Raw genomic sequence first — 25,477 nt, 5'->3', positions numbered from 1 at the left:
TCGGGTAAAAACTCCATGAGTAAATCTCATAGAGTGCGAAACAAATCACTTGATTCTTCCTGTATATTTTGTATAATAGCCTTAAAGGTCAGTAATGGTCAAATAAGATCAGCTGTCTTTTTTATGTTTAAAAATATTATAAGGTTAATTAAGGGTTATTCTTTTACCTCATTAAATAGGAGATGTAAAATAATCATGAACCCATTTTTTGAAAGGACGTGAAGATCCATGCTTTGTCAGAACTGCGGAAAAAACGAAGCAACTATCCATTTATACGCAAACGTCAATGGACAAAGAAAACAGCTGGATTACTGCCAGAGCTGTTATCAAAAACTTAAAAATCAACAAAATGGAGGTCTGACCAATATGGCCCAAAATGATCCTTTTGGTTTTGGCAGCTTAGATGATTTATTCCGATCTATGTCACGCCAAATGCAGCAAGGCAACAATTATGATCAAACGCCCCCTACTCAATTTGGCGGCGGAAATAATTTTAATGGCGGACAACCACCGCAACAAGGAACACCAAGCGGCCTTTTAGGCGAATATGGTATCAATATCACGGAGCAAGCACGACAAGGAGATATCGATCCTGTTGTCGGACGAGACGAAGAAATCAAACGCGTCATTGAGATCTTGAATCGCCGAACAAAAAACAATCCTGTATTGATCGGTGAACCTGGTGTTGGTAAAACAGCAGTCGTTGAAGGTCTTGCTCAAAAAATCGTTGACGGAGATGTTCCTCAAAAATTGATGGACAAAGAAGTCATTCGTTTAGACGTCGTTTCTCTTGTTCAAGGAACAGGTATCCGCGGTCAATTTGAAGAAAGAATGCAAAAATTGATCGAGGAAATCCGCGAATCAGAAAATGTCATCTTATTTATCGACGAAGTCCACGAAATCGTTGGTGCCGGTTCTGCAGGTGATGGAAATATGGATGCTGGCAATATTTTGAAACCAGCATTAGCTCGCGGCGAATTACAAATGGTCGGTGCTACTACTTTGAACGAATACCGTATTATTGAAAAAGACGCTGCTTTAGAACGTCGGATGCAGCCAGTACGTGTAGACGAACCAACCGTTGAAGAAACCATCACGATTTTACAAGGATTGCAAAAACGCTACGAAGATTACCATCACGTAAAATACACAGATGAAGCAATCAAGGCAGCGGCTACATTATCTAACCGCTATATCCAAGACCGCTTCTTACCTGATAAAGCCATCGACTTGCTGGACGAAACAGGTTCTAAGAAAAACTTGACGATCCAAATCGTTGATCCTAAAACGATTGAGAAAAAATTACAAGAAGCAGAAGCACAAAAACAACAAGCTTCTCAAGAAGAAGATTTTGAAAAAGCAGCTTATTACCGTGATCAAATCAACAAACTTCAAAAAATGAAAGAACGCCAAGTCAGCGATGAACAAGCACCTGTCATCACTGAAAAAGACATGGAACGAATCGTTGAACAACGAACAGGCATCCCTGTCGGCGAATTGAAACAAAAAGAACAAACACAATTGAAAAATCTTGCTGCTGATTTAGAAGCACACGTCATCGGTCAAAACAATGCGATCGAACGTGTCGCAAAAGCAATCCGCCGTAATCGTGTTGGTTTGAACAAACAAAGCCGTCCAATTGGTTCCTTCTTATTTGTTGGACCAACTGGTGTCGGAAAAACAGAATTGGCAAAACAACTGGCTTATGAGCTTTTCGGTTCAAAAGATTCAATGATCCGTTTTGACATGTCTGAATACATGGAAAAACACAGTGTCTCTAAATTGATTGGTTCTCCTCCAGGTTATGTCGGTTACGAAGAAGCTGGACAATTAACAGAACAAGTCCGTCGCAATCCTTATAGCTTGATCTTGCTGGATGAAGTAGAAAAAGCACATCCAGATGTCTTGCATATGTTCTTGCAAATCTTGGATGACGGTCGTTTGACAGATGCACAAGGTCGAACAGTCAGCTTCAAAGATACGATCATCATCATGACAAGTAATGCTGGTACTGGCAAAGTAGAAGCAAATGTCGGCTTTGGTGCTGCTCGCGAAGGTGTGACACGTTCTGTTCTTAACCAATTGAACAACTATTTCACACCAGAATTCTTGAACCGCTTTGACGGCATCATCGAATTCAGTGCATTATCAAAAGAAAACTTGATGAAGATCGTCAGCTTGATGCTTGAGGAAGTCAATGATATGCTAGCTCCGCAACAATTACACATCGATGTTCCGGAAACAGTAAAAGAAAAATTAGTAGACTTAGGCTATGATCCTTCCATGGGTGCTCGTCCATTGCGTCGAACGATCCAAGAACAAATCGAAGACGGTATTGCTGAGTTTTATCTTGACCATCCAACGATCCATGACCTAAAAGCAAAATTGGATAAAGACGGTAAAATCGTCGTTACTTCAAAACCTGAACGATTAGCAAAAGAAGAAAATCCAGAAGCTGCTGAATAAATTTCTATTATGGCCAACTAACAAGTTGTCCATAAAAAAACAGCTAACTATGCGGCAAACGTGAAGAAACGTTTGCTGCATAGTTTTTTTATTGTTATTTTACACTCTCCTTTCCAAGGCAAAATCCTTTCTATTTGATTAAAAACCCCTTATAATTAAATAAATCAACCCTTAATAACAAGAGAGGTGGGTACTATGAAACTAGTGAACGTAACGAATAGCCATTCGCGATTAGTGTTGAACCAGCTGGAAAATACAGATGCGTATCTGGCAAAAGTCTATACCGCAGGAAACACTACTGTCATCTACACTGAAGCACCTGCACATAATGAGATTCTGCTCGTCAATAACAAACGCAACATCCAGCCAAATGAAGTCGCTGAAGTCAAAGAATATTTCTTAAAAAAAATCCCTAGCAACTTATATAAAGAAGACGAAATCTCAATCATCGAATTGGAAGGTCTAGTAGAGATCTCTGTACCAAAACATGCCTCCGATGAAAGATTAGCCATTTAAGAAATGTCGCAATAAACGTTTTTTACTTAGTGCAGAAGATCAGCTTTGCGTACATCCCTTGTTCGAAGCAGGTTCAATCAGCTTCAACTTGATAATTTGTAAAAGAATCATACCGACCGAGCAGCTTTTAAAAAGCTGCTCGGTTTTTTGTGCTATTGCTTCTTCCCTTTTTTCGCTTCTTTTGCTTCTTTCTTTTTTGGTATAGGAGTGCTGTCAACGATTTCTCTTACTTCTTTGACTATTTGCGGCTGCTTTTCCCAATCTTTGATATCTAATAGTCGGCATAATTTGAGCATGTCTGTCTTTTTCTGTAATTTTCTTTGTTTTTTCTGCGCTTCTGTTTCGTTTGTCATTTGAAAATGCCTCCTTTTCTTTTTACTAATAAGATACGCAGAAAAACAGGAAAATTTTTTATTTTTATAAAAATTTGCGGTTTTCTCATTTGGTCCGCACAAAAAAGCAGCTGATCATTTACAGATCAGCTGCTTGCTTTATTGTTTTATTTTTATAGAAGTGTTTTTAATTCAACATCTGGATACTTGTCCGCAAACCAGCGTTCCGCAAACTGATTTTCAAATAGGAACAATGGTTGATCAAAGCGGTCACGCGCTAAGATGTTTCGGCTTGAACTCATTCTTTCGTCTAAGTCTTCCGGATTGATCCAGCGTGCGATCTTATTCCCCATTGGCGACATAATGACTTCTGCGTTGTATTCATTCATCATTCGATATTGGAACACTTCAAACTGCAATTGACCGACAGCGCCGATAATATACTCTTCTGTTAAATAAGTTTTGTATAATTGGATCGCGCCTTCTTGCACTAATTGATAGATTCCTTTATGGAAAGATTTTTGTTTCATGACATTTTTAGCAGTGACTTTCATGAACAGCTCCGGGGTAAATGAAGGCAGTTCTTCATAAGCAACTTTTAACTTTCCTTCATAAATCGTATCACCGATCTGATAATTCCCTGTATCATACACACCAATGATATCGCCAGCTACTGCTTGTTCCACATTTTCTCTGGCATCAGCCATAAATTGTGTCACGTTGCTCAATTTCATTTTTTTGCCAGTACGTTCTAAAGTCACATCCATCCCGCGCTCAAAAGTACCGGAACAAATACGGACAAAAGCAATTCTATCGCGGTGCGCTGGATTCATATTTGCTTGGATCTTAAATACAAAACCAGAGAATTCTTCTTCGTAAGGACTCACAGTCTCTTCTTCTCTTGTATTATGTGCGTATGGAGATGGCGCTAGATCAACAAAGGTCTCCAAGAATGTTTGAACGCCGAAGTTTGTTAAAGCTGAACCAAAAAATACTGGTGTTTGTTCTCCACGAGCAATCTTTTCTTCGTCAAAAGCATCGCCAGCTTCTTTCAACAGCTCTACTTCTTCTAATACTTGCTGATACACGCTGTCTTCTGTCAATGGATGGTTTTCAGGCAGCAAGCCTTCTTCATCCAACACAGCAAAACGATCATCGTTATAGTTTTCTGGACGATAGAATTCCACTCGATTATTGTGGATGTCATAAAGACCTTCCAATCCTTTTCCCATACCGATCGGCCAATTCATTGGGTAAGATTCAATATCTAAAAGTTCTTCCAATTCTTCTAAAAGCTCCAAAGGTTCGCGACCGTCACGATCTAATTTGTTGATAAATGTAAAAATCGGGATACCGCGTTTTTTAACAACTTTGAAGAGTTTCTTTGTTTGTGCTTCGATCCCTTTCGCGCTGTCGATGACCATCACTGCACTGTCTACGGCCATCAATGTTCGATACGTATCTTCTGAGAAATCTTCATGTCCAGGTGTATCTAAAATGTTGACGCGTTTTCCCTGATAATCAAACTGCATCACCGAACTCGTAACAGAGATCCCACGCTGCTTTTCGATCTCCATCCAGTCAGATTTCGCAAAATTTCCTGTTTTCTTTCCTTTAACTGTTCCGGCTTGACGTATCGCTCCCCCAAATAAAAGCAATTGTTCTGTGATCGTTGTTTTCCCCGCATCCGGATGGGAAATGATCGCAAATGTTCTTCTGCTGTCTACTTGCTGTTTCAAATTTGAATTATTCATTATTTACTCCGTTTCTACTTACTTATATTATGCTTTCTCTTGCTCAACTCAGATAGTATATCATTTTTAGCAGGATATTTTAATACTTTTCCCCATGAAAAAAAGGAAGAGCCTTTCAAATGGACAAGGCCTTCCTTCAACTTTTGAAGATATAAACCAAAGCAGTTCTTTATCTGCGCGGCTCGTCTTCTTCAAATTCTTTTCTAAAGTAACGGCGGTCCTCTTCTGGAAGAACCTCTGTTTCTTCTGGATCATGGAATTTCACACGTATTTTCAAGACACGTGAACCTTCCATTTCTTCCGTGATCAAGGTGATGTTATCAACGTCGAATGACATGGTCTCTCCTTCATCAGGGATCATCCCCAATGCAGTGATCAAGTAACCAGCCATTGTATCAACGTCGCTCATATGAAGATCTGTTTCAAATAATTCATTGAACTCGTCGATCAGCATACGCCCTTGGATAATATATTCGTGGTCATCGACTTTCTCATACAGATTCTCTACTTCATCGGATTCATCATCGATTTCACCGACGATTTCTTCCAGTAAATCTTCTAATGTAGCTAAACCAACGACACCGCCATATTCATCCAATAAAATCGCCATTTGATTTTGTGTTTTCTTTAATTCATATAACAAGTCATCGATAAAAATCGTTTCAGGGACAAATAATGGTTCTTGGATGATTTTTTTCATATCCAATTGTTCAAACCCAAATTTGTGTGCTGCTTTTAAGAGATTCTTCGTATGAAGGATCCCAACGACTTTATCTTTATCTTCATCATAAACAGGAATTCTTGAAAAATTCTCTGATAATACGTCATTGATATTCTCTTCGATCGTATCATTGATATCGATCATAAAGGCATCGGTTCTAGGGACCATGACTTCTCTAGCTACTTTTGTGTCTAAAGAAAACACTCCTTGCAGCATTTCTAATTCGTCATTATCTAAAACACCTTCTGTTTCAAGCATATACCGCATTTCATCACGTGTCATTTTTGAATCTTCGTCATCGAAAGTCATAGGTGTGATTCTTGCCAGCAAACTTGTCGAAGCTGAAAGCAGCCAGACAAAAGGTTTTGCGACAACACCGATGATTTGGATAAAACGTGAAGTAGCCTGTGCCACTTCTTCTGATTTGTTCAGCGCGATTCGTTTCGGATACAACTCGCCGAAAACGATGGAAACATAAGTCAAAATCGCAAGTACAATGATATTTGCAATATTCTTAGCAGCAGGTCCTCCACCTAAAAGCGGTGCTAAACGTGTCGATAACGTATTAGCTAAAGACGCCCCTGATAAGATATTGACCAAAGTGATACCCACTTGGATCGTTGACAAGAAGTTCGTTGGGTCTTGTAAAACTTTCAACAACTTTTGAGATTTGACATTTCCTTCTTCTGCTTTTTGTTCGACACGGCTCTTATTGATTGAAACGACAGCAATCTCTGAAGCCGCTAAAAAAGCATTGATCAGCGTTAAAACAATCAGTAATAAAATCTGCGCTAACAGCGACTGACTCTCAGGGTCAGCATTCATAATCGCATTCTCTCCTTATTTGTTTGTAGAAAAAGAGGCTGCAGAAAATGGCAGATTTGTTTGATCTGGATGATCCCACTTCTATCATTTCCTCACAACCGCCCTCTCAGCAATTGATTAGTCTCTAAAATCGTATCACAAAGGCTTTTTCTTTGCAATAAAAATAGCACTGATTACTGTGTTGTCGCAATTTTCTTCGCATTTTCGTTTTTCTTGTCTTCTCTGATACTTTTTGCGATATAGACGATGATCGTTTTACAGATCGCATAAAACGGCACACCTAGGAAAATCCCTAGAAGACCAGCGATATTTCCAGCCACGAGCAAGACGATGATGATCGTCAAAGGATGGATCTGCAATGATTTTCCAATCACATTTGGGTAAATAATGTTACCGTCAAGTTGTTGTACGATCAAGACAACCACACAACATAACAATGCTTTGAATGGTTCATTGAATACTGTAACAAGGAACGCTGGCGCTAACCCTAAATATGGACCAAGGTATGGGATCAAATTCGTCAATCCTGCGATCACACCGAATAAAAAGGCATACTCTACACCAATCATCCAATAACCCAAGAAAGTAAACGTTCCAACAAACAAACATTCGATTGCTTGCCCGCTGATATAATTTGCCAAGGTTTTATTCAACTGGCCAAGTAATTCAACAATTTGATTTTTTCTTTTTTCAGGAAAAAGATGTTGAACATTCGGTACCAGCTTCTCGCCGTCTTTCAGCATATAAAAAAGAATAAACGGCGCTGTGATGATCACTACTGTAGCAGACGCGATAGAACCAACAATCGATCCTAGACTTGTCGATACTCCGCTTAAAAACTGCTGGATGATCGTCCCATAAGAAATATCTAATTGATCCATGTATTTCCCTACATCAAGATCCTTGAATACTGGTAATTGTGAAATTTCTCTTAACCACGCTTCTACTTCACGAACAAATTTCGGCATGTTCGAAGCTAGTGAAGACAGCTGCTGTACCAGATTAGGGATCACGCTAAGCAAGATCCATACGATAGCTGCCAGTAATAAAAGAAGCACGATAACGACAGCCAGTGTTCGTTTGATTTTTGTCTTCATCAATAAGTTCACGATTGGATTCAATATGTAATAAAGAAAACCCGCGATCAATACTGGTGCAAACAATGTCGAGAAAAAAGTCCCGATTGGTTCAAAGACAAAATTGATTTTTGAAGAAACAAAAATCAACGTAGCAATAATCAATAATTCTAACGACCAAAACATTAATTTAGATTGTCGTAATTTTTCAAACAAAGTATCCTCACCTCTCTTTTACCAGTATATAGTATCTTATCTGAAATTTCTCTTTTTATTACAGAATTTTCCGTTTTTTTATTGATTGAGATGGTGTCCGCTTTTCATTTTTTACGCTTTCAAGTATACTACTTCCTGAAAGGTGGCTGAACGAATGAGAATCGTACAAACAAAAGATACAATGAGTGATATTTACCTTGATGCTGTTAGGATCAGACATCAAGTTTTCATGGTTGAACAAGGCGTTCCTCCTGAAAGAGAAATCGATAAAGACGAAGCAAACAGTGTGCATTTCGTTCTTTATTCCGATAATAAAGAACCAATGGCGACCGTTCGTCTGCTCCCATTAGAAAATGGAAAAATGAAATTGCAGCGTATGGCTGTTTTAAAAGAGTATCGCCGACAAAATCTCGGAAAACAAATCGTCGAAGAAGCCGAAAATTTTGCAAGAAAACATGGGTATAATACAATCTTGCTCGGCGCCCAACTGCCAGCAGTGCCATTCTATGAAAAAATGGGCTATCAATCGTATGGCGATGTGTTTATCGATGCGGGAATGGAGCATTTGAATATGGAGAAGAGGTTGTGAACTCAGCGCTCTGCTTTGAGCATTAAGAAAAATTTTTCGAAAGTCGCTTCTCAGACTTTTGCGAAAATTTGACTTAATGCCGAGAAGCAGCTGAGTGAACACCGTTTATAGAGGTTGTGAGCGAACTGCACAGCTTCAAGTGCCAATTAGGTACTGTTCAACAGCGAATCACTTCATTCTCCGTGTTTCACAGCAATAAAACTCTTTTTACTGGGAAATAGCTTTTCCTATTTTCAAGTAAAAAGCTTATCACCGAAGAAGCTAGTTTGCGAACACCGTTTATAGAGGTTGTGAAAAATATGGTCAGCCTCAAGCATTAAAGAAGAATCCGTTAAAACAGCTTTCCATGTTTTAGCGGATTTTGAGTTAATGCCGCAGAGGCTAGCTTTTGAACACCGTGGATAGAGGTTGTGAACTCAGCGCTCTGCTTTGAGCATTAAGAAAAATTTTTCGAAAGTCGCTTCTCAGACTTTTGCGAAAATTTGACTTAATGCCGAGAAGCAGCTGAGTGAACACCGTTTATAGAGGTTGTAAACTCACCGCTCTGCTTTGAGCATTAAGAAAAAAAAACAAAAGATCCAGGGAACGTGAAAAGCTGTTCCCTGGATCTTTTGTTGTTTTTTAAATTCTGTCAGTTCTTTTTTACCAACAAAAAACCGGACAAGAAGGATGGTGGAAACACCTCTCTCTTATCCGGCGGTTGAAGCAAGATTTTTACTCTTTGCTTACGTTTTTCTCAAAGTTAAGTTCTACCTCTGATTATTTGCGCGACAATTGCTTGTAACGGTTGTACCAAATATCGATATAGCCTTCTGAGAACGGCCCTTCTCCATTATTGATCCAGTCAACCAAAATCTTCACATTTTCTTTTAGGATGAAATCGATATCTTTCGGATAATCCATCAGCTTGCTGTGCATCTCGTACTCATCAACATCCAATAAACGCTTCTCACCATCAGGGAAAACCTTGATATCCAAATCATAATCGATATACTTCAAGGCTTCATCATCTAGTAGGAAAGGTGAAGCTAGATTACAATAATAGGAAACCCCCTTTTCTCTAATCATTGCTATTACATTAAACCAGTATTTCTCGTGGAAATAAACGATTGCTGGTTCGCGAGTCACCCATCTTCTGCCGTCAGATTCAGTCACTAACGTATGATCATTTACACCGATCACCGAGTGTTCGCTTGTTTTCAATATCATGGTATCACGCCACGTTCGATGCAATTTGCCGTTGTGTTTGTAACTTTGGATCGTTACAAACTCTCCTTCTTTTGGAACTCCCATAGCGACCCTTCCTTAAGCAAATTTTTTGCTTTGTATTCGGGTGTTGTTCATTACACCGACATCGTAATTATTATATCAATAAAAAGCTTCTTTGCCTAGAAAGGATTACGATAGTTTTGATTTTTCTCTAATTGATCGACCAACTTGACTTGCGGTTTTGGGAAAACAAGCGAATCAAATTTTTCCGGACTGATCCAGCGCCCATTTTCATTGACTGGAAAAGCCCCTGCATTTCGCCCATAAAACAGCAGGATATGCCATTTCAAATGGCTGAAAATGTGTGTGACTTCTCCCAGATGACGCTTTTGCCAGACGACTGGCCAATCAGCAGGAAAAGGAAATTCTTCGCTTTCCGCGACTTGGTCAAAATCAAATAATGTAGGTTCTTCTTGTTCTTCCCAGCGTTTTTTCCATGCTAAGAATTCTTGTTCGTCTAACTCGAATAAAGGAAAGGTCCACATGTTTGCCAGCAGTTTGTGATTCGTCCGCTGTTCAAGATAGAATTCACCGTTTTGGTTTTCCACAGCTGCTGCGACATAATAAACATCTTTCGGCTTTGTTTTTTTCGTTTTAATTGGGAAAGAAGTCTGGATACCTTTTTCATAAGCTAAGCAGTATTTTTGGATCGGACAGCTTTCGCATCTCGGTGATGTCGGCGTACAGATCGACGACCCAAGATCCATCATTGCCTGGTTGAATTCACCTGGATGCTGCGGATCGATGATTTTACGCATTGCTTCATCAAAAACTTTGCGGCTTGATGCTTTTGCTATATCTGCTTCGATACAAAACAGCCGGCTGACTACACGCATGACATTTCCGTCAATTGCAGGTTCAGGCAACTCAAATGCGATACTGGAGATTGCCCCTGCCGTATAAGGACCAATGCCTTTCAGCGAGCTGATTTCTTCCAATGTGTCAGGCATTTTCCCATCGAATTCTTCCATGATCTGCTGGGCTGCTTTTTGGATATTTCGGACTCTGGAATAATACCCTAGACCTTCCCAAGCTTTCAGCAAACGTTCTTCTGGCGCATTGGCCAAATCTTCGATCGTTGGGAACCATTCCATAAAACGATAAAAATAATCGATCACTGTGTCTACTCTTGTTTGCTGCAGCATGATTTCTGAGATCCAAATACGATAGGGGTCGCGGTCATAGCGCCAAGGAAGGTTTCTTTTTTCCTTTTCATACCAGTCTACAAATTCCGTCTGAAAACTTTTGATTTCTTCTTCAGACCATGTTTCCCAATATTTTTCTTCACTCATCTTGTTCTTCCTTTTCTTCAATGAATCGTTGGATCTCTTCCAAAGAAAATCCTTTTTGATATAAAGATTGCTTAACTTTTTGTTTTTTCTTTGAAAGATTTAGTCGTTGGTGCTTGCGCCAAAGTTTGTCGCCTTGTGTCACTAACGCTTGGTATTCTTCTTCTTCGTCTGGTTCTGACTCCAAACTATCGATCGCTTGCTGGATGATTTCTGAAGAAAATCCTTTGTTCATCAAAGCTTGTCTTGTTTTTTGAAGTGTCTCACGATGGCTGCGGCCGCGATATTTTCCGACCGCTTTTTCTGCTGCATGGATAGCGGCATTCAATTGTTCTTCTTCTGGGTATTCAAGCAAAGCCTGTTCTACTTTTTCCGGTGAAATTCCTTTTTGCTGCAGCGCCTGTGCGATTTTTCTTGGTCCTTTGTCGCTTAGACGCATTTGTGTACGAACATAGCTTTCGCCGTACATACGGTCGTCGATCAAATCAAGTTCTTTCAATCGCTGAACGATTCTGTCACGGTCATTTTTGTCGATTTCTTTGTCTCTAAGATAAGTATGGATCTCTTTTTCCGAACGCAGCTGATAACTCAAATAATTCATCGCTTGCTGCAAACCATAGTCATACTGGCTGTTTTTTTCGATTTCTTCAATGGTCTCAGGCTCAAGCTCCATTCCTTTTAGTAGACGATAATGGACCAGACGATCTTCAGAAACTCTCAGTTTACGGCCATCCGATAATTCTACTTGGTAAAAAGGTCCTTTTTCTTTTCCAACTCTCACAATCGTTATCATAAAAGTCCCTCCTCGAACATATATTCTCTATCATACCATAGAAATTTTCCGTCATCAGGTATTTTATGTTAGAATGTACTCACTATAAAACAGTAAGGAGAATCCTATGACAGAAACAGTTGTCAAAACAGGACAAACGATCCCTTTAAAGATCAAACGTTTAGGTATCAATGGCGAAGGAATCGGTTATTTCAAACGATTGATCGTTTTTGTGCCCTACGCATTGCCCAAAGAAGAAGTAATGGTGAAAATCACCAAAGCAACCCCTCGATATGCGGAAGCATCCTTGGTCCGCATCAAAAAAACCAGTAAAGATCGTGTAGTTCCCCCATGTCCTGTCTACGAAGAATGCGGCGGCTGCCAGCTTCAGCATTTAGCTTATAACGCACAATTGGATTTTAAAAGAGATTTGCTCCAGCAAGCGTTGGAAAAATTCAAACCCGCGAACTACAAAAATTATCAGCTGCTCCCAACGATCGGAATGGATGATCCTTGGCGATATAGAAACAAGGCGCAATTCCAGCTGAGAAAAAATAAGAAAACACAAAAAACTGAAGCAGGTCTTTATCAACCGAATTCGCATCAGCTCGTGCCGATCGTCGATTGTATCGTTCAAGAACCTGAAACCCAGAAAGTGATGAATACGGTCGTCCAGTTATTGAACAAATACGACTTGCCGATTTATGATGAACGAACGAACAGCGGTATCTTCCGAACGATCATGGTCAGAATGGGAATTGAAACGAAAGAACTTCAAGTAGTCTTTATCACTAAAACAGCAAAATTCCCGCAAAAAAACGCACTGATCCGTGAAATCAATCAGCGTTTGCCCGAAGTAGTTTCCATCATGCAAAATGTACAGCCGCAAAAAACATCCATCGTAATGGGCGATGAAACGATTTTTCTTTGGGGAAAAGAAGCCATTGAAGAACGATTGGAAAATATCACTTTTGATTTGTCTCCGCGTGCGTTTTTCCAATTGAATCCTCGGCAAACAAAAGTCCTGTACGCTGAGGGAATCAAAGCACTTGAGTTAAAAGAAAATGAAACAGTCGTTGATGCTTATTGCGGAGTTGGAACGATTGGTTTAAGTTTAGCAGACAAAGCAAAAGAAGTCAGAGGAATGGACATTATTCCTCAAGCAATCACCGATGCCCAAAATAATGCGCAACGCCTTGGATACACCAACACACATTATGAAGTAGGGACAGCCGAAGAATTGCTGCCGAAATGGCTAAAAGAAGGATTCGATCCGGATGCTGTCATCGTTGACCCGCCTCGTACGGGATTAGACAGCAAATTGACCCAAACGATTTTGCAGCAGCCGCCTCGTAAAATGGTTTACATTTCCTGCAATGTTTCTACATTAGCAAGAGATCTTGTCTCTTTGGCAAAAGTTTTCCATATCGATTATCTTCAATCAGTGGATATGTTCCCACAAACAGCGCGTTGTGAAGTAGTTGTAAAATTAACAAGAAAATAAAAAGAGAGAAACAAAAAAACTGCTGAAAACATCAAATGTTTTCAGCAGTTTTGCTTTGATTGACTATTCAGCCGCTAATAATTGACTGTACCATCCTGATTATTGTTTACAGAAGGATCGTATGGGTCACTGTATTGATTATTTTGGTTATATGTCCCGTCTTGATTGTAAACTTGTCCAGAGGTGTCTTGAACATATCCGCTTTGTCCATATGGATCTTGAACCGTATTAGGATCTGAATACTGGTAAGTGCTTTGATTGTATCCCGTACTTTGGTCATAGCCGCCAGTATCACTGGAGTAACCGTAAGTAGTGTCGTTTTGACCTGTACCAGATGTATCTGTTGCTTCAGAACCTGAACCAGAGCCGTCTTCTGAATCATCGCGGAACATCAGGTAGGCATTGTCGTTATTCAAGTTCGGTAATGTATCGCTTGGCTCGATATCTAATTGCTTTTTCAATTTATTTTGTATTTTCAGCAATTCATTTTGTCCAAGGATCTGATAATAAATATCGTTGATCGTTGTACTTTCTCCTTGCAGCTGATCTTGTTGGATCTTATTGAAGGCTGCAGTATAATTTGTGGCGACGTCCAGCATATCGTCCCAATCCAAGTCTGTTGTCACATTTTTTTCAACTGCTTTAAGGATTTGTCTATAATTGCTTACACCATTCAAACTTAGAACTTTGTTGACGATCTTTGTTACAACTTCCCGCTGGCGACGCTGACGCCCGATGTCACCTTCTGGATCTTCATGGCGCATTCTGGAATAAGCCAACCCTTTTTCTCCATCCAGCGTTTGTTTTCCAACACCTACATGCACGCCATCAAGTGTAAAGTCGATTTTATTGTTGACTTCGATCCCGCCAACTGCATTGATCAAATCTTCCATACCGTCCAAATTGATCGTCACATAATGGTCGATTGGTATATCCAAAAGCTGTTCGATGGAATCCATTGCCATATCTACACCGCCGAAAGCATACGCGTGATTCAGCTTATCTACAGTCCCATAACCGACGATATTCGTATAAATATCTCTATCTAAACTAATGATCGTTGATTTCTTTTGCTTAGGATTCACTGTAACGACCATCATCGTGTCTGAACGCCCTTGTTCTGTTCTTCCCAAACCGCCAGTATCCAAACCTAGCAGCAACACAGAAAAAGGCTCCTGATCGTCGATACTGACTCTTGATTCACGACCTGAAGGAACACGATCAGCACTTTGAGTAATTTTATTTACTGTACGATTCGCTTCATTCATCAACTTGATCCCGTACGCTGAAAGCCCCGCGATCAAGATCACTATCACCCCTAATATACTTAATATGATCTTTTGCCAACGTTTCATAGCACACCTCTATCTAACATATTCTTAAATATTTTCTCATATAGACAGCTAATCAGCAAACCTGCTTTTTAAAAATAAGAAAACTTTAAAAAAGTAACTTTATTCACAATTGCTGAATACTATGTAATTTTCTCAAAATTCTTAACTATCATACCATAGCTTTTCTTTTGTTAAAAGCCTGAATATCCATCATAGAAACAAGCAAAAAAGACACAGGCTTCTGTTGAAGTCTGTGTCTTTATTCAACAAATTGATTATAATTTAGTCACTTCAGCAGCTTGAGGTCCGCGTGCGCCTTCTACGATCTTGAATTCAACTTCTTGTCCTTCTTCTAAAGACTTGAAGCCGTCTCCTTGAATCGCTGAGAAGTGAACGAATACGTCATCTCCACCATCTACTGTGATAAACCCAAATCCTTTTTCATTGTTGAACCATTTAACTGTTCCGTGTTCCATAAGTATATAGCCTCCAAAAATTTCTTGCAAGAACCCTTGCAAGAGTATTATACCTAATTTAGAAAACGCTCGCAAGTCTATGTCTGCTTATTTTCTCATTTCTTCTAAAAAGTCGATATACGCTGCTTGCTCCCCAGTTTCAACTATTTCGAGCCCAGAAAAATCACCAAAAAATGCCTCATTTTCTCCTGTCATCCAATGTGTTATCGTAGCGTTTCCAATCAATTCCATCCAATAACTGCCTTCTGTATTTTCATGCACTACTGTTTTCACTATCCCGCCAGCATTTCTTACCGTGACTTCTTCATAAAAGCGTCTTTGGTATAACAAATCGTACAATAACGCACTCGCACACATTGCCGTACCGCATGTACTAGTGTAGCCCATTCCCTCCTCATAAGTACGAACAAATAACTCATTTTCAGCTAAAATCTCGACAAAACTCAAAATCATTTTTTGCGAAAATAAAGGATTCGGCTGTGCAACCAATGCTGCAATCCTTTCAAATTCTTCACTGATCAATGTTTGATGGTCGACAAAAGCGATCAGGTGCGGGTTGGGTGCTGCTACCGCAGAAAAACGGATAGTTTCTGACAATTCTGGAAGGATCTGATCGATGATCCGGTCTTTCTTTCTGGCAGCAAATGCTTCTGGGTCAAAACTGACAGGCGAGATCTCTACTTGGAAAGCGGGCACGTTTTGGTGAAATTCTCCTGCACGTTTTGCTTTGAGATTTGCAAACATCGTTTCGATTTGGAAAAGTTCTTGGTTATTTTTTTCACTCAAATAACGAGCTGCTGCCCGCAGTCCATTGCCGCACATCGTTCTTTCTCGTCCTTTATGATCAAAAACTTGCATTTTTGCCAGCGCATTGCCCGGAGCTGCTTCAGAAACTGCGATAAGCCCGCAAGCCCCGTCAAGCAGTCCAGTCCGCCAATCGCATAATCGTTTTGCTAGTTCTTTTAATTGCGGCATTGTCAGAAAATCTTTTGTAGTGTCCACTAAAAAGTAATCGTTTTCAGAAGCGTGTACTTTGTATACTTTCACCATTTCCATTCCTTCCTGCTCTGCTTTTTTAAATGAAAAACAAAAATAGACCGAAACAGATAAAAGCAAAATCATGCTTTTATCTATTGATCGGTCTAAAAATCTACTGTTATTTTGCAGCGTCGAAACGTTTGTTTACTTCATCCCAGTTCACAACGTTCCAGAAAGCAGCGATGTAATCAGGACGCACATTTTTGTATTTCAAGTAGTATGCATGTTCCCAAACATCTAATCCTAAGATAGGTGTTTTGCCTTCCATCAATGGTGAATCTTGGTTCGCTGTTGAAGTGATAGCTAATTTTCCGCCATCTAAAACAAGCCATGCCCAACCAGAACCAAAACGGCCTGTTGCAGCTGTTTTAAATTCATTTTTGAAAGATTCAAAGTCGCCAAAAGCTTCTTCGATCGCTTCTTTGATTGCTCCTGTAGGTTCGCCGCCAGCGTTTGGTGCCATGATTTCCCAGAAGAATGTATGGTTTGCATGACCGCCGCCATTGTTGCGGACAGCTGTACGGATATCTTCAGGAACAGCATCCATGTCAGAAATCAATTCTTCCACTGATTTTTCACCTAGTTCAGGATGTTTTTCGATTGCTGCATTCAAGTTTGTTACATACGTATTATGATGTTTGTCATGATGAAGGTGCATTGTTTCTTCATCGATATAAGGTTCTAGTGCATCGTATGCGTAAGGTAACTCTGGTAATGTATAAGCCATTTATAAATTCCTCCTCAGAATATAACTATTGATCGTTACAGTAAAAGAGTAACAAAGAGTTGCAAATTCTTCAAAACTTATGCCTCGTCACGCTTATCTTTTGCTTCTTCGGCTAAAATCTCTGTTTCTTTAAAGATAAATAACTTGCTGAAAACATAATTCGCTATGACAACGAGGATCTGTGTAATGATTTTTGCTACAAAATCGTTACTGTGAAGAACATTGATCAGCAAAAGCATCGAGCCCATATCCAAACCATAAGAAACAAGGCGATAGAAAATAAATTTGCCGAATTCTACTGCCAAATGCCCAAAACTAGGCGATTTGGAATGGAAGACCCATAGTTTGTTCGTCACAAAAGCAAACAAAACGGAACAAATCCATGAAATCGTGTTTGAGACTGGCATACTCAAATGGAACATGCGTAAAGCAATCGCAAAACTCACGATATTGACGACAGTTGCCAAACCGCCGTAAAAAAGATAGATAAAGACTTCCCAATACCCTTTTTCTTCTAACAAATGCCTAAATTGGCGATATAATTTCATAAGCTTCCCTGCCTTTAAAAAACGTTCCTATTCATCATACTCTATTTTTTGCTTTGTTTCATCTTCATTTGTAAAAAATAATTTTTTTTGATCTTTTGCATGGACTTCTGCCTGGATCGTCACGTGAGTAAACGCGTATTTTCCTTTAAGCAAATAAATGATTTCTGGATAAATCTGTTCTATTTCACTCAGCATCCGATCGTCAAAATCGATATGTGCGTCAAAAATGATCTGTTTTTCATCGTACTGCCAAGCATGGATATGATGGATATCTTTTACTCCTTTGATTGCTTTTATCTCTGAAGATAATTGCTGATAATCGACATCTGGTGCAGTTTGCATCAAAATATCTACAGCTTTTTTGACTATTTGAGCTGCTTCGATCAAAATATACGCTGAGATCAGCAGTGTAATGACAGGATCGATCCAATAAACATGGAAAAAACGGATCAAAATAGCACCAATAATTACACTAACCGAAGATAACGTGTCACTTAAAAGGTGAAGATAACTTGATTTTACATTCAAACTTTCATCCGCTTCTTTTTTCAGCAGAAGAACCGAAAATAAATTTGCTAAAAGACCGATTACAGCTACGATCAGCATCAAGTTCCCATCTATTTTTTCTGGCGTAAAAAACCGTTTCACTGCTTCTATCCCTAAAAAGACAGCAAGTCCGATCAGAACAATGGAATTAATAAATGCACTAAGAATCTCTGATCGGCGATAGCCGTAAGTCTTTACTTCTGTTGCTTCTTTTTGCGCAATTTTTCTGGCAAAATAAGAAAGTGAAATCGCTAAAGTATCGCTCAAATTGTGAAAAGCATCTGAAACCAATGACAAACTGCCGGATAACACTCCGCCAACTAATTCAGTCAATGTTATCACTGCATTCAAGAGAACGACCCCTAACATCTTTTTTGCTGATTGTTGTTTGTGCTGCATGCTGCATCCTCCTTTCTCTTCATAGAATATCATTTTTTCAAAATATTCCCCATCGTTTGCATTCCTCCAAACCTTTTTTGCTGTCATACTTGTATTTCTAGCCTTACTCCGATAGAATTGCTGTGAAGAACCTATTAATGATAAGGAGTTACCATGACAACAAAACAATTGATTATCAGTTCTCTTACCCGTTTTAAAGACCTAAAAAGTTCAAGAGATGTTCCATTTTGGAAAGCCATCATTTACCTCTTGGCTTTAAGCATCATTATGGCTTTGCCGATTTCTTATCAAATTTCCCAAGTGCTGCGCAGTATCCATTCCGACGGTCAGCAGATTGCTGAAAAAATCCCTGATTTTACGATTGAAGACGGCAAGATCCATACTGAAAAAAAGGAAGGATTCATTTACCAGACAAATTCGATCATCTTTACTTTTGATCCCGAAGGAAAACGTACTTCAAAAGATGTTGCCACTGATTTGATGGGAAATTTCATTAGTTTTGGCTTACTGAAAGATGAATTAGTCATTGCTCTTCCAAATTCCGGCCTTACTTCTTCCTTATTTGGCGACAATACGTTGGAAGTTTCTTATACAAACGAGACCTTGCAAGGATTCGACGGCACGCAATTACGCAATATGCTTGGCGAATCAGCAATCCCTTTCTGGGTGAAAATCGTTGTGTTTTTAGCCGCAATTTATCCAAGTTTTCTTAATCTGCTGTTTTTATTGATTATGGGAACGTTTAGTGCGTATATCTATGCTCGTCTGCGTTTGACACGTGCAACCTTTCTTGAATGTGCGAAAACGATGATCTATTCTTTTACTTTGCCTGTTTTGATCTCTACGGTATTGCTTGTATTTCTGCCGACTTTTGATACAACGATGTTTATCCTTTTTGCGGGACTCTTCATTTTTATCCAAGCGGCGAGAGAGTGGCCAAAAGTGCCTATAGGTAAGTAGAGGTTGTGAGCGAGCTGTTCAGCTCCAAGCAATAAGCTGCTTCTCGGGGAAATAGCTTCTCATATTTTTCAGAGAAGCAGCTTATTGCCGAAGGAGTTAGCTCGCGAACACCGTTTAAGTAGAGGTTGTGAACAAAGCGTTTTGACTTGAGCATTAATAAAGAAATCCGTGAAACAGCTTCTCATGTTTTGCGGATTTTTGAGTTAATGCCGAAAGTCAGCTTTGTGAACACCGTTTATAGAGGTTGTAAGCTCAGCGTTATGGCCTGAGTAATAAGAAAGAAAATGGTGAAATGGCTTTTCACATTTTGCCATTTTTTGGCTTATTACCGAGGGACAGCTGAGCGAGCACCGTTTATAGAGGTTGTGAAAGAACCGCTCAGCTCCGAGCAGTAAGGAAGATTTTTCAAAAGTTGCATCTCAGACTTTTGTGAAAATCTGACTTAGTGCCGAAGGAGGTGGTTCTTGAACACCGTTTATAGAGGTCGTAAACAAAGCGTTTTGACTTGAGCCTTAATGAAGAAATCCGTGAAACAGCAAAACATAAAATTGTTTTGCTGTTTTTTTGGTTATTATTTCAATCAGATTTGTTGGATCATTTTTTTGTTGTTTAACTATGGACAAAAACCACTTGCTGCAACTACTTTATCAACTCATATCTTTTTGTTTTTTGTTTTTTCTTTGTTACACTTTTCATTAGAAAGGTGGTTACAAAAAATGGCAAAAAAAATTATTTATTCTACACGTCCTTTCCGCGAGACATTTGTCGAAAAGATTGCTGCACTTGCTCCTGATTATGAATTTAAAACAGAACTGCAAGCTGGAGATTTCGAAAATGTCGAGATTTCTCTAGGATGGGATAGCGAACACCAAGACCAGCTGCTTCAATCCCCTTCTTTAAAATGGGTCCAAGCAATCTCTGCTGGTGTCGATTACTTGCCGCTGAAACAATTTGCTGAGAAAAAGATTCTTTTATCAAATGGCAGCGGTATCCATCAAGATTCTATCGCAGAGCATGTGCTTGGGATCATTTTTGGCATTTCCAGAGGGCTCTTCCAATCTTCCCGAGAACAAGCAAATCATCGCTGGAACCCTGAATCTATCCATTACCAATCAATTACAGATCAAAATCTCTTAATTATCGGGACCGGACATATCGGGACACGTTTAGCGCAAAAAGCTGCGTCATTAGGAATAAATGTCTATGGTGTAAATACCACCGGACATCCTGCAGAGAACATTGAAAAAACCTATCCACTGGAACAATTGAAAGATATTCTGCCTAATATGGACATCGTCGTGAATATTTTGCCGCTGACTGAAAAGACTCATCATCTCTTCAATCAAGAATTGTTTCAGTTTTTTGCAAGACAAGCTTTGTTTATCAACGTAGGACGCGGAGCTTCAGTCAAAACAGATGATTTGGTCACTGCGTTATCTGAACAACAATTTGCCTTTGCTGCACTAGATGTATTCGAAGAAGAACCGTTAGCTGAAGATCATCCGCTTTGGGACATGGAAAATGTACTCATCACTCCGCATATTGCTGGATTGACTGCTCATTTCCAACAAAAACTGATGGCGATCTTTTTAGAGAATCTCAAAGAGTATACGACACGCCAAATGATTACAAGAAATAATGTCGACTTAAACGCCGGCTATTAAGAAAAAAAACGCTGCAGCACCTCTCTTTAAAGAAGTGTCGCAGTGTTTTTTATACTTCGTCAAAATGGTAAACTGGTTCATCTAACTTAGGATCATAGTCGACGGTTAGATGAAATCCCTTGAAAAACCATTCATCTGCTTCATCGATAAAAAATTCGATCCCATTGATTTTTTGTTCTATTAAAGGATGTTCAGGCTTCTCCACCGTCATCCCGATCGAAAAACCTTCGTGAACTTCTGTGCTTCCGTAGACTTTACCAAAAAAACGAATACCTAGATTTTCTGGCGGAGCTACTTCTTCTTTGAACCATTTTTGTGCATTATCTGTTACTGTCAATTCCATTTTTTCCACTCCTATTGGTTCATTTTATCATCAAGGATATCTACATCTTCTGTTTCACCGATCACGACCAAATTATCATTTTCCAATACTACTTCGTCAGCAGCTGGTGAAACGATGATTTTTTGATTCGGGCGTCGAATTGCTACCACGGTTAGATCATAACGTTGTCTGAAATTCAGCTCTTCTAAAGTCTTGTTGAAAAATTTCGGATTTGCTACTCGGATCTCAGCCAATGAATAGTCTTCCGAAAGTTCTAGATAATCCAAGATATTTTTTGAGACAAGATTATGGGCAATACGGATACCCATATCTCTTTCTGGATGGACGACCCGATCTGCTCCGATTTTTTCCAAGACCCGAGCATGATAGCCGTTTTGTGCTTTTGCCAAAACACTTGGCACACCCATTTCTTTGACCATCAATGTAACCAAAATACTTGCTTGGATGTCTTCTCCAATCGCAATGATCACATGGTCAAAATTACGAATACCTAAGGAACGAAGCGTCATTTCATCCTGTGCATTCGCCACCACTGCATGAGTGGCAATATTCATATATTCGTTCACTCGGTCTTCGTTGCTGTCGATTGCCAGTACCTCTTGTCCCGATTCAATCAATGTCCGGCAAATACTTCCGCCAAAACGGCCTAATCCAATAATCGCAAAATTTTGTTTCACTTTTTTTCTCCTTTTTAGGCAGCTGCTTTTATTATCAGTATAACAAAGCCCATTTGAAAACAAAAGTTATGGATACTGAAATCACTTTTTTGAAAGAACATCTTTTTCAAAATAAAAAGAAAACAGTTATGGATAAGTAAATCATTCTCACCCATAGCTGTTTTCTTTATAATAAATCACTCGGTTTATCTATAAGCTTTCGCCAGTCGCTCCTTCAACGATACGTTTGGCGATTTGATCGATATTTCGGCGGATATTCGCTACATCTCTGGAGTTTGTGATGAAGCCAAGCTCTGCCAAACGATAAGGGATATTTCTAGAATGCAAGACATTCATATTCAGCAAATCTGCACGAGCACTTAAGCCGTTTGTTTGCGCCACAGAGCCCCACCAGCCGACATGATCACGGATCGTATTCGCAATCGCGAAATTCTGTGCTGTTCTGAAATTACTGTCTCTGTGAACGATCACGTGACCGCCAGTACTTACCTCAAATGCTCCGGCATCCAAATGGAACTCAGTAACAGAAGCAAAAGTAGAACTGATTGTGTATGCTCCTTGCATTCTTCTTGAATCTTGGAACATATCTGCATTTGTATCATAGAAAGTGATTCGATTTTGAGAAAGACGATCCGCCCATCTTCTTAAGTATGGAAGAAGTTCATTTCTTGTGAAATCTCGTTCATTGACGCCGTTATATGTGGCACCAGGATCTGCAACACCATGTCCCATAACGAAAAGGTGATCAATACTTGTACGGTAAGGCGTATCGGTAGAACCTGGAGCAGCCGCGCCTTTTCGAACAATAACGATTTGGACTGCTTCCATTGGCAAGTTCAAACTTGACGTACCTGCACGCTGATCGTTCCTTGCCCAGCCTAACCAGCCGAAACGAGCAGAATGGACACGATAATAGACATCATAGAAGCGGTTCAGTTGACCAGTTAAGCGGATGCGAATCGCTTCCACATTCAACGCTCGCCCTGTTGTACCTGATAATGCATTATTTCGGACATAACTTTGCCAGCCGATATTTTGGACATGACTTGTATATTCGATTGCTCCCGGAACTGGTGTACCGTTAACATTGATGCGCAGGCCTTCGACGCGTCCTGATTGTCCTGTGGTGCCTGCTGTTCCTCCATTGGCTTGTGTATTTTGCCAACCGATATTTCGAACATGTGCTTGGTAATTTACATTAGGATTCGCTAGAGTACTTCTGTCATAAAAAGCAGTTCCTCCTCCTGGTGCACTTTGACCTTTTGGTACTAATTGAACTTCGATGGCTTCAACATGATAAACAAAGCCGGCAGAACCAGCATCTGCTCCGTTTCTCGCCCAACCAAGCCAGCCAAAATTCGCTGTGTGGACACGGTAAAATACGTTATAAAATTGATTCAATTGGCCAGTTAGTCGGATTCGAATGGCTTCAACTTGTCTTACTTGTCCAGTCGTACCAGCAATTGCTCCGTTACTTACAAATCCTTGCCAGCCAATGTTTTGGACATGTGCGCTGTATTCGATGTTGCCTGTCATCGTTGTATTCAGAACGTTCATTCTAAATGCTTCAACTTGCAAGTTTCTTCCTGTTGTGCCAGCAGTTGCACCGTTTGTTTGCGCAGGCTGCCAGCCAATATTTTTTACATGTGTTTCATAAGAAATAGTTGGGTTATTTCTGTTCTTTTCCAAAAAGGCATTTCCTGTTGTCGGACCGTTTTGATTTTTCGCCACTAATCGAACTTCGATGGCTTCCATTTGGTAAACATATCCTGCTGTTCCTGCATTCTCGCCATTTTTCGCCCAGCCTAACCAGCCGAAGTTAGCGGTATGGACACGATAATAAACATCATAGTTTAATGCAAGCTGACCAGTTAACCTTATTCTGATTGCTTCCATTTGGAGTACTCTTCCCGTTGTGCCAGAAACAGCCCCATTTCTCACATAATTTTGCCAGCCGACATTTTTTACATGGCTGCTGTATTCGATATTTCCGGTCAAGTTTGTACCAGAAACATTCATTCGGATTGCTTCCATCCAAAGATTTCTTCCAGTCGTACCTGCTGTTGCACCATTTGTTTGGGCAGGCTGCCAGCCGATATTTTTCACATGCGTCTCATAACTGATCGTCGGCTGCGCAGCTGCACGCGCTGTATAATTTTCTTGCTTCTTGTCTTCCGCTGCTTTTTCTGAAGTTTCCGATGTTTCAGTCGTTTCAGAAGCTGCTGTTTCTTCAGGTTCCGTCACAGTTATGTCAAATGTTCCTAGCTTGCTTTCGCCATCTTTCAACGTAATGATTGTTTGTCCAGGGGAGACTGCTGTCACTACGCCTGATTCATCTACAGAGGCAATTGCTGGATCTTCTGTTTCCCAAACTGGTTCTTTGATTTTACTTTCTTCAGGTACAGTTGTGTAAGTTAATTCTTTTGTTTCCCCAGGTGCTAGTGTTAGCGACTGTTCATCTGGAGTGATTGCTTCAGGTGACTTTTCTTCATATTGGATCTCTGCTTGAATCGACAAATTTTGATCTGATTTTTCATCCAAAACAGCCTTTTCAGAAAAATCAAGTATGTATTCATAAGTCAGAGGCACTTGTTGTTCAGAAGTAAACATCCCTTCTTCATATTGCCATTCTGGCGAAGTGATTGACAGTTTTTCCGGATCAGGTTGTAAGGCCTCATCTTGGATCTGCCATTTTTCCTGCGAAAATACCGCTTTTGTCTCGATGGTTTGATGTCCGCCAGCAAAGAATGTCAGCTGATCATTTTCCGATAAATCTAAATCTGTCAGCTGATTATATGAAACATCTAAATAAGATAAATGTTCCAATGAATGAACGTCTAATTCTTTAAGTGCATTTTTTTGGACATCTAATTTTTCTAAGTTTTTGAAAAATGTGATTCCTTCAAGCGATTCGATCTCTTCCTCATTGATGATCAATTCTTTGGTATCCGTTAATTCATGAGATAAGACACCATCTTTCTCTTGATCGATATTTTCTGCGAGCCATTGACGAAAATGTTCATCTGGGAAATTGGTTTCATTGATTTCCACACTATTCTCATCTTGTGCTTCTGAACTGTTTATCTCAGTCGTTGTATCTGTCGTTGACGAAATAGTGCTTTCATTTATTTCGCTGGTTGATGAATCGGTTTCAGTTTGTGAACTGCTTTGAGTACTCTCCAAAACGTTTTCAGAACTCTGTACTTGATTCCCACTCGTCGTTGTTTGTGTCACAGCATGTACGCTAGGCGTAATGCTTCCTGTCAATAATAATAATGCTGAAAAACAGCCTATCCACTTTTTTATCATAGTTTCCTCCAAAACATTTAATTAATCCCCTATCTAATATTAAACTATAAAAAGCGAATAATGAAAAGTTGATTAGACAAAAAAATACAACTATCTTGTTTTTTTGAACGAAAAAACTGCAGAATAT

Annotated in this window: 22 protein-coding genes; 6 read left to right on the top strand and 16 right to left on the bottom strand. The window is 39.7% G+C overall.

Going from position 1 to position 25,477, the window contains the following annotated elements; all coding sequences use genetic code 11:
• Positions 1 to 228 precede the first annotated feature (228 nt).
• Together IGI64_RS04410 and IGI64_RS04405 are read left to right on the top strand one after the other, a co-directional pair.
• The gene (locus IGI64_RS04410) at positions 229 to 2,466 is read left to right on the top strand and encodes an ATP-dependent Clp protease ATP-binding subunit (RefSeq protein ID WP_016624058.1); all 2,238 of its coding nucleotides are present in this window, start codon (positions 229 to 231) and stop codon (positions 2,464 to 2,466) included.
• Positions 2,467 to 2,661: 195 nt separating this feature from the next.
• Positions 2,662 to 2,982, top strand: coding sequence for a DUF1827 family protein (locus tag IGI64_RS04405; RefSeq protein ID WP_016624059.1), 321 nt, complete (start codon positions 2,662 to 2,664; stop codon positions 2,980 to 2,982).
• A 152-nt stretch (positions 2,983 to 3,134) separates the two neighbouring features.
• Here IGI64_RS04405 and IGI64_RS04400 read toward each other — a convergent pair whose 3' ends face one another.
• From IGI64_RS04400 to IGI64_RS04385, 4 genes are all read right to left on the bottom strand, one after another.
• On the bottom strand, positions 3,135 to 3,335 hold the full coding sequence (locus tag IGI64_RS04400) for a hypothetical protein (RefSeq protein WP_429939591.1): 201 nt from the start codon (positions 3,333 to 3,335) through the stop codon (positions 3,135 to 3,137).
• Positions 3,336 to 3,487: 152 nt separating this feature from the next.
• On the bottom strand, positions 3,488 to 5,068 hold the full coding sequence (locus IGI64_RS04395) for a peptide chain release factor 3 (RefSeq protein ID WP_429939590.1): 1,581 nt from the start codon (positions 5,066 to 5,068) through the stop codon (positions 3,488 to 3,490).
• A gap of 169 nt (positions 5,069 to 5,237) precedes the next feature.
• Positions 5,238 to 6,614, bottom strand: a complete 1,377-nt coding sequence (locus IGI64_RS04390; protein ID WP_016624062.1) for a hemolysin family protein — start codon at positions 6,612 to 6,614, stop codon at positions 5,238 to 5,240.
• Between the two features lie 173 nt (positions 6,615 to 6,787).
• Positions 6,788 to 7,906: an AI-2E family transporter gene (locus IGI64_RS04385; RefSeq protein WP_034861978.1), complete on the bottom strand. Its 1,119-nt coding sequence runs from the start codon at positions 7,904 to 7,906 to the stop codon at positions 6,788 to 6,790.
• 154 nt (positions 7,907 to 8,060) lie between these two features.
• Between IGI64_RS04385 and IGI64_RS04380 the strand changes: the two genes are divergently transcribed.
• On the top strand, positions 8,061 to 8,495 hold the full coding sequence (locus IGI64_RS04380; RefSeq protein ID WP_034861979.1) for a GNAT family N-acetyltransferase: 435 nt from the start codon (positions 8,061 to 8,063) through the stop codon (positions 8,493 to 8,495).
• Between the two features lie 759 nt (positions 8,496 to 9,254).
• Here IGI64_RS04380 and ntdP read toward each other — a convergent pair.
• The 3 genes from ntdP to recX all read right to left on the bottom strand — a co-directional run bounded on the left by ntdP (position 9,255) and on the right by recX (position 11,846).
• Positions 9,255 to 9,788: a nucleoside tri-diphosphate phosphatase gene (ntdP, locus tag IGI64_RS04375; RefSeq protein ID WP_016624065.1), complete on the bottom strand. Its 534-nt coding sequence runs from the start codon at positions 9,786 to 9,788 to the stop codon at positions 9,255 to 9,257.
• Between the two features lie 95 nt (positions 9,789 to 9,883).
• Positions 9,884 to 11,056 (bottom strand): A/G-specific adenine glycosylase, encoded by a 1,173-nt coding sequence (mutY, locus tag IGI64_RS04370; protein ID WP_429939589.1) that lies wholly within the window; start codon positions 11,054 to 11,056, stop codon positions 9,884 to 9,886.
• Positions 11,049 to 11,846, bottom strand: a complete 798-nt coding sequence (recX, locus tag IGI64_RS04365; protein ID WP_429939588.1) for a recombination regulator RecX — start codon at positions 11,844 to 11,846, stop codon at positions 11,049 to 11,051. Before recX ends, mutY begins: the two co-directional genes overlap by 8 nt.
• A gap of 106 nt (positions 11,847 to 11,952) precedes the next feature.
• Here recX and rlmD point away from each other — a divergent pair, with 106 nt between their 5' ends.
• Entirely contained in the window at positions 11,953 to 13,329 is a 1,377-nt protein-coding gene (gene rlmD, locus IGI64_RS04360; protein ID WP_016624068.1) for a 23S rRNA (uracil(1939)-C(5))-methyltransferase RlmD, read from the top strand.
• 74 nt (positions 13,330 to 13,403) lie between these two features.
• On the opposite strand, the gene IGI64_RS04355 is transcribed toward rlmD, so the two are convergent.
• From IGI64_RS04355 to IGI64_RS04330, 6 genes are all read right to left on the bottom strand, one after another.
• Entirely contained in the window at positions 13,404 to 14,684 is a 1,281-nt protein-coding gene (locus tag IGI64_RS04355; protein WP_429939587.1) for an LCP family protein, read from the bottom strand.
• Between the two features lie 254 nt (positions 14,685 to 14,938).
• A complete protein-coding gene (locus IGI64_RS04350; RefSeq protein WP_429939586.1) occupies positions 14,939 to 15,139 on the bottom strand; it encodes a cold-shock protein in 201 nt (66 codons plus the stop codon).
• An 87-nt stretch (positions 15,140 to 15,226) separates the two neighbouring features.
• Positions 15,227 to 16,189: a diaminopimelate epimerase gene (gene dapF, locus IGI64_RS04345; protein WP_429939585.1), complete on the bottom strand. Its 963-nt coding sequence runs from the start codon at positions 16,187 to 16,189 to the stop codon at positions 15,227 to 15,229.
• A 106-nt stretch (positions 16,190 to 16,295) separates the two neighbouring features.
• Positions 16,296 to 16,904, bottom strand: coding sequence for a superoxide dismutase (locus IGI64_RS04340; protein ID WP_016624072.1), 609 nt, complete (start codon positions 16,902 to 16,904; stop codon positions 16,296 to 16,298).
• A gap of 77 nt (positions 16,905 to 16,981) precedes the next feature.
• Positions 16,982 to 17,452, bottom strand: coding sequence for a GtrA family protein (locus IGI64_RS04335; protein WP_016624073.1), 471 nt, complete (start codon positions 17,450 to 17,452; stop codon positions 16,982 to 16,984).
• A 27-nt stretch (positions 17,453 to 17,479) separates the two neighbouring features.
• Positions 17,480 to 18,397: a cation diffusion facilitator family transporter gene (locus IGI64_RS04330; RefSeq protein WP_429939584.1), complete on the bottom strand. Its 918-nt coding sequence runs from the start codon at positions 18,395 to 18,397 to the stop codon at positions 17,480 to 17,482.
• A gap of 153 nt (positions 18,398 to 18,550) precedes the next feature.
• Here IGI64_RS04330 and IGI64_RS04325 point away from each other — a divergent pair, with 153 nt between their 5' ends.
• Together IGI64_RS04325 and IGI64_RS04320 are read left to right on the top strand one after the other, a co-directional pair.
• Positions 18,551 to 19,357: a DUF1189 domain-containing protein gene (locus tag IGI64_RS04325; RefSeq protein ID WP_016624075.1), complete on the top strand. Its 807-nt coding sequence runs from the start codon at positions 18,551 to 18,553 to the stop codon at positions 19,355 to 19,357.
• Between the two features lie 716 nt (positions 19,358 to 20,073).
• The gene (locus IGI64_RS04320; RefSeq protein WP_429939583.1) at positions 20,074 to 21,021 is read left to right on the top strand and encodes a phosphoglycerate dehydrogenase; all 948 of its coding nucleotides are present in this window, start codon (positions 20,074 to 20,076) and stop codon (positions 21,019 to 21,021) included.
• A gap of 49 nt (positions 21,022 to 21,070) precedes the next feature.
• Here the strand turns inward: IGI64_RS04320 and IGI64_RS04315 are convergent, their stop codons facing one another.
• The 3 genes from IGI64_RS04315 to IGI64_RS04305 form a co-directional block, all read right to left on the bottom strand.
• Positions 21,071 to 21,364: a HesB/YadR/YfhF family protein gene (locus IGI64_RS04315; protein WP_429939582.1), complete on the bottom strand. Its 294-nt coding sequence runs from the start codon at positions 21,362 to 21,364 to the stop codon at positions 21,071 to 21,073.
• Positions 21,365 to 21,375: 11 nt separating this feature from the next.
• Positions 21,376 to 22,041, bottom strand: a complete 666-nt coding sequence (locus IGI64_RS04310) for a potassium channel family protein (RefSeq protein ID WP_016624078.1) — start codon at positions 22,039 to 22,041, stop codon at positions 21,376 to 21,378.
• Between the two features lie 189 nt (positions 22,042 to 22,230).
• Positions 22,231 to 25,350 (bottom strand): N-acetylmuramoyl-L-alanine amidase, encoded by a 3,120-nt coding sequence (locus IGI64_RS04305; protein WP_429969559.1) that lies wholly within the window; start codon positions 25,348 to 25,350, stop codon positions 22,231 to 22,233.
• Between the last annotated feature and the right edge of the window lie 127 nt (positions 25,351 to 25,477).

This window comes from Enterococcus sp. DIV0210g, from assembly GCF_050559705.1.
GTDB classification, from domain to species: Bacteria; Bacillota; Bacilli; order Lactobacillales; family Enterococcaceae; genus Enterococcus_B; species Enterococcus_B faecalis_A.
Note: the sequence above shows the minus strand (reverse complement) of the source record. Positions and strands in the feature narration are given on the sequence as shown.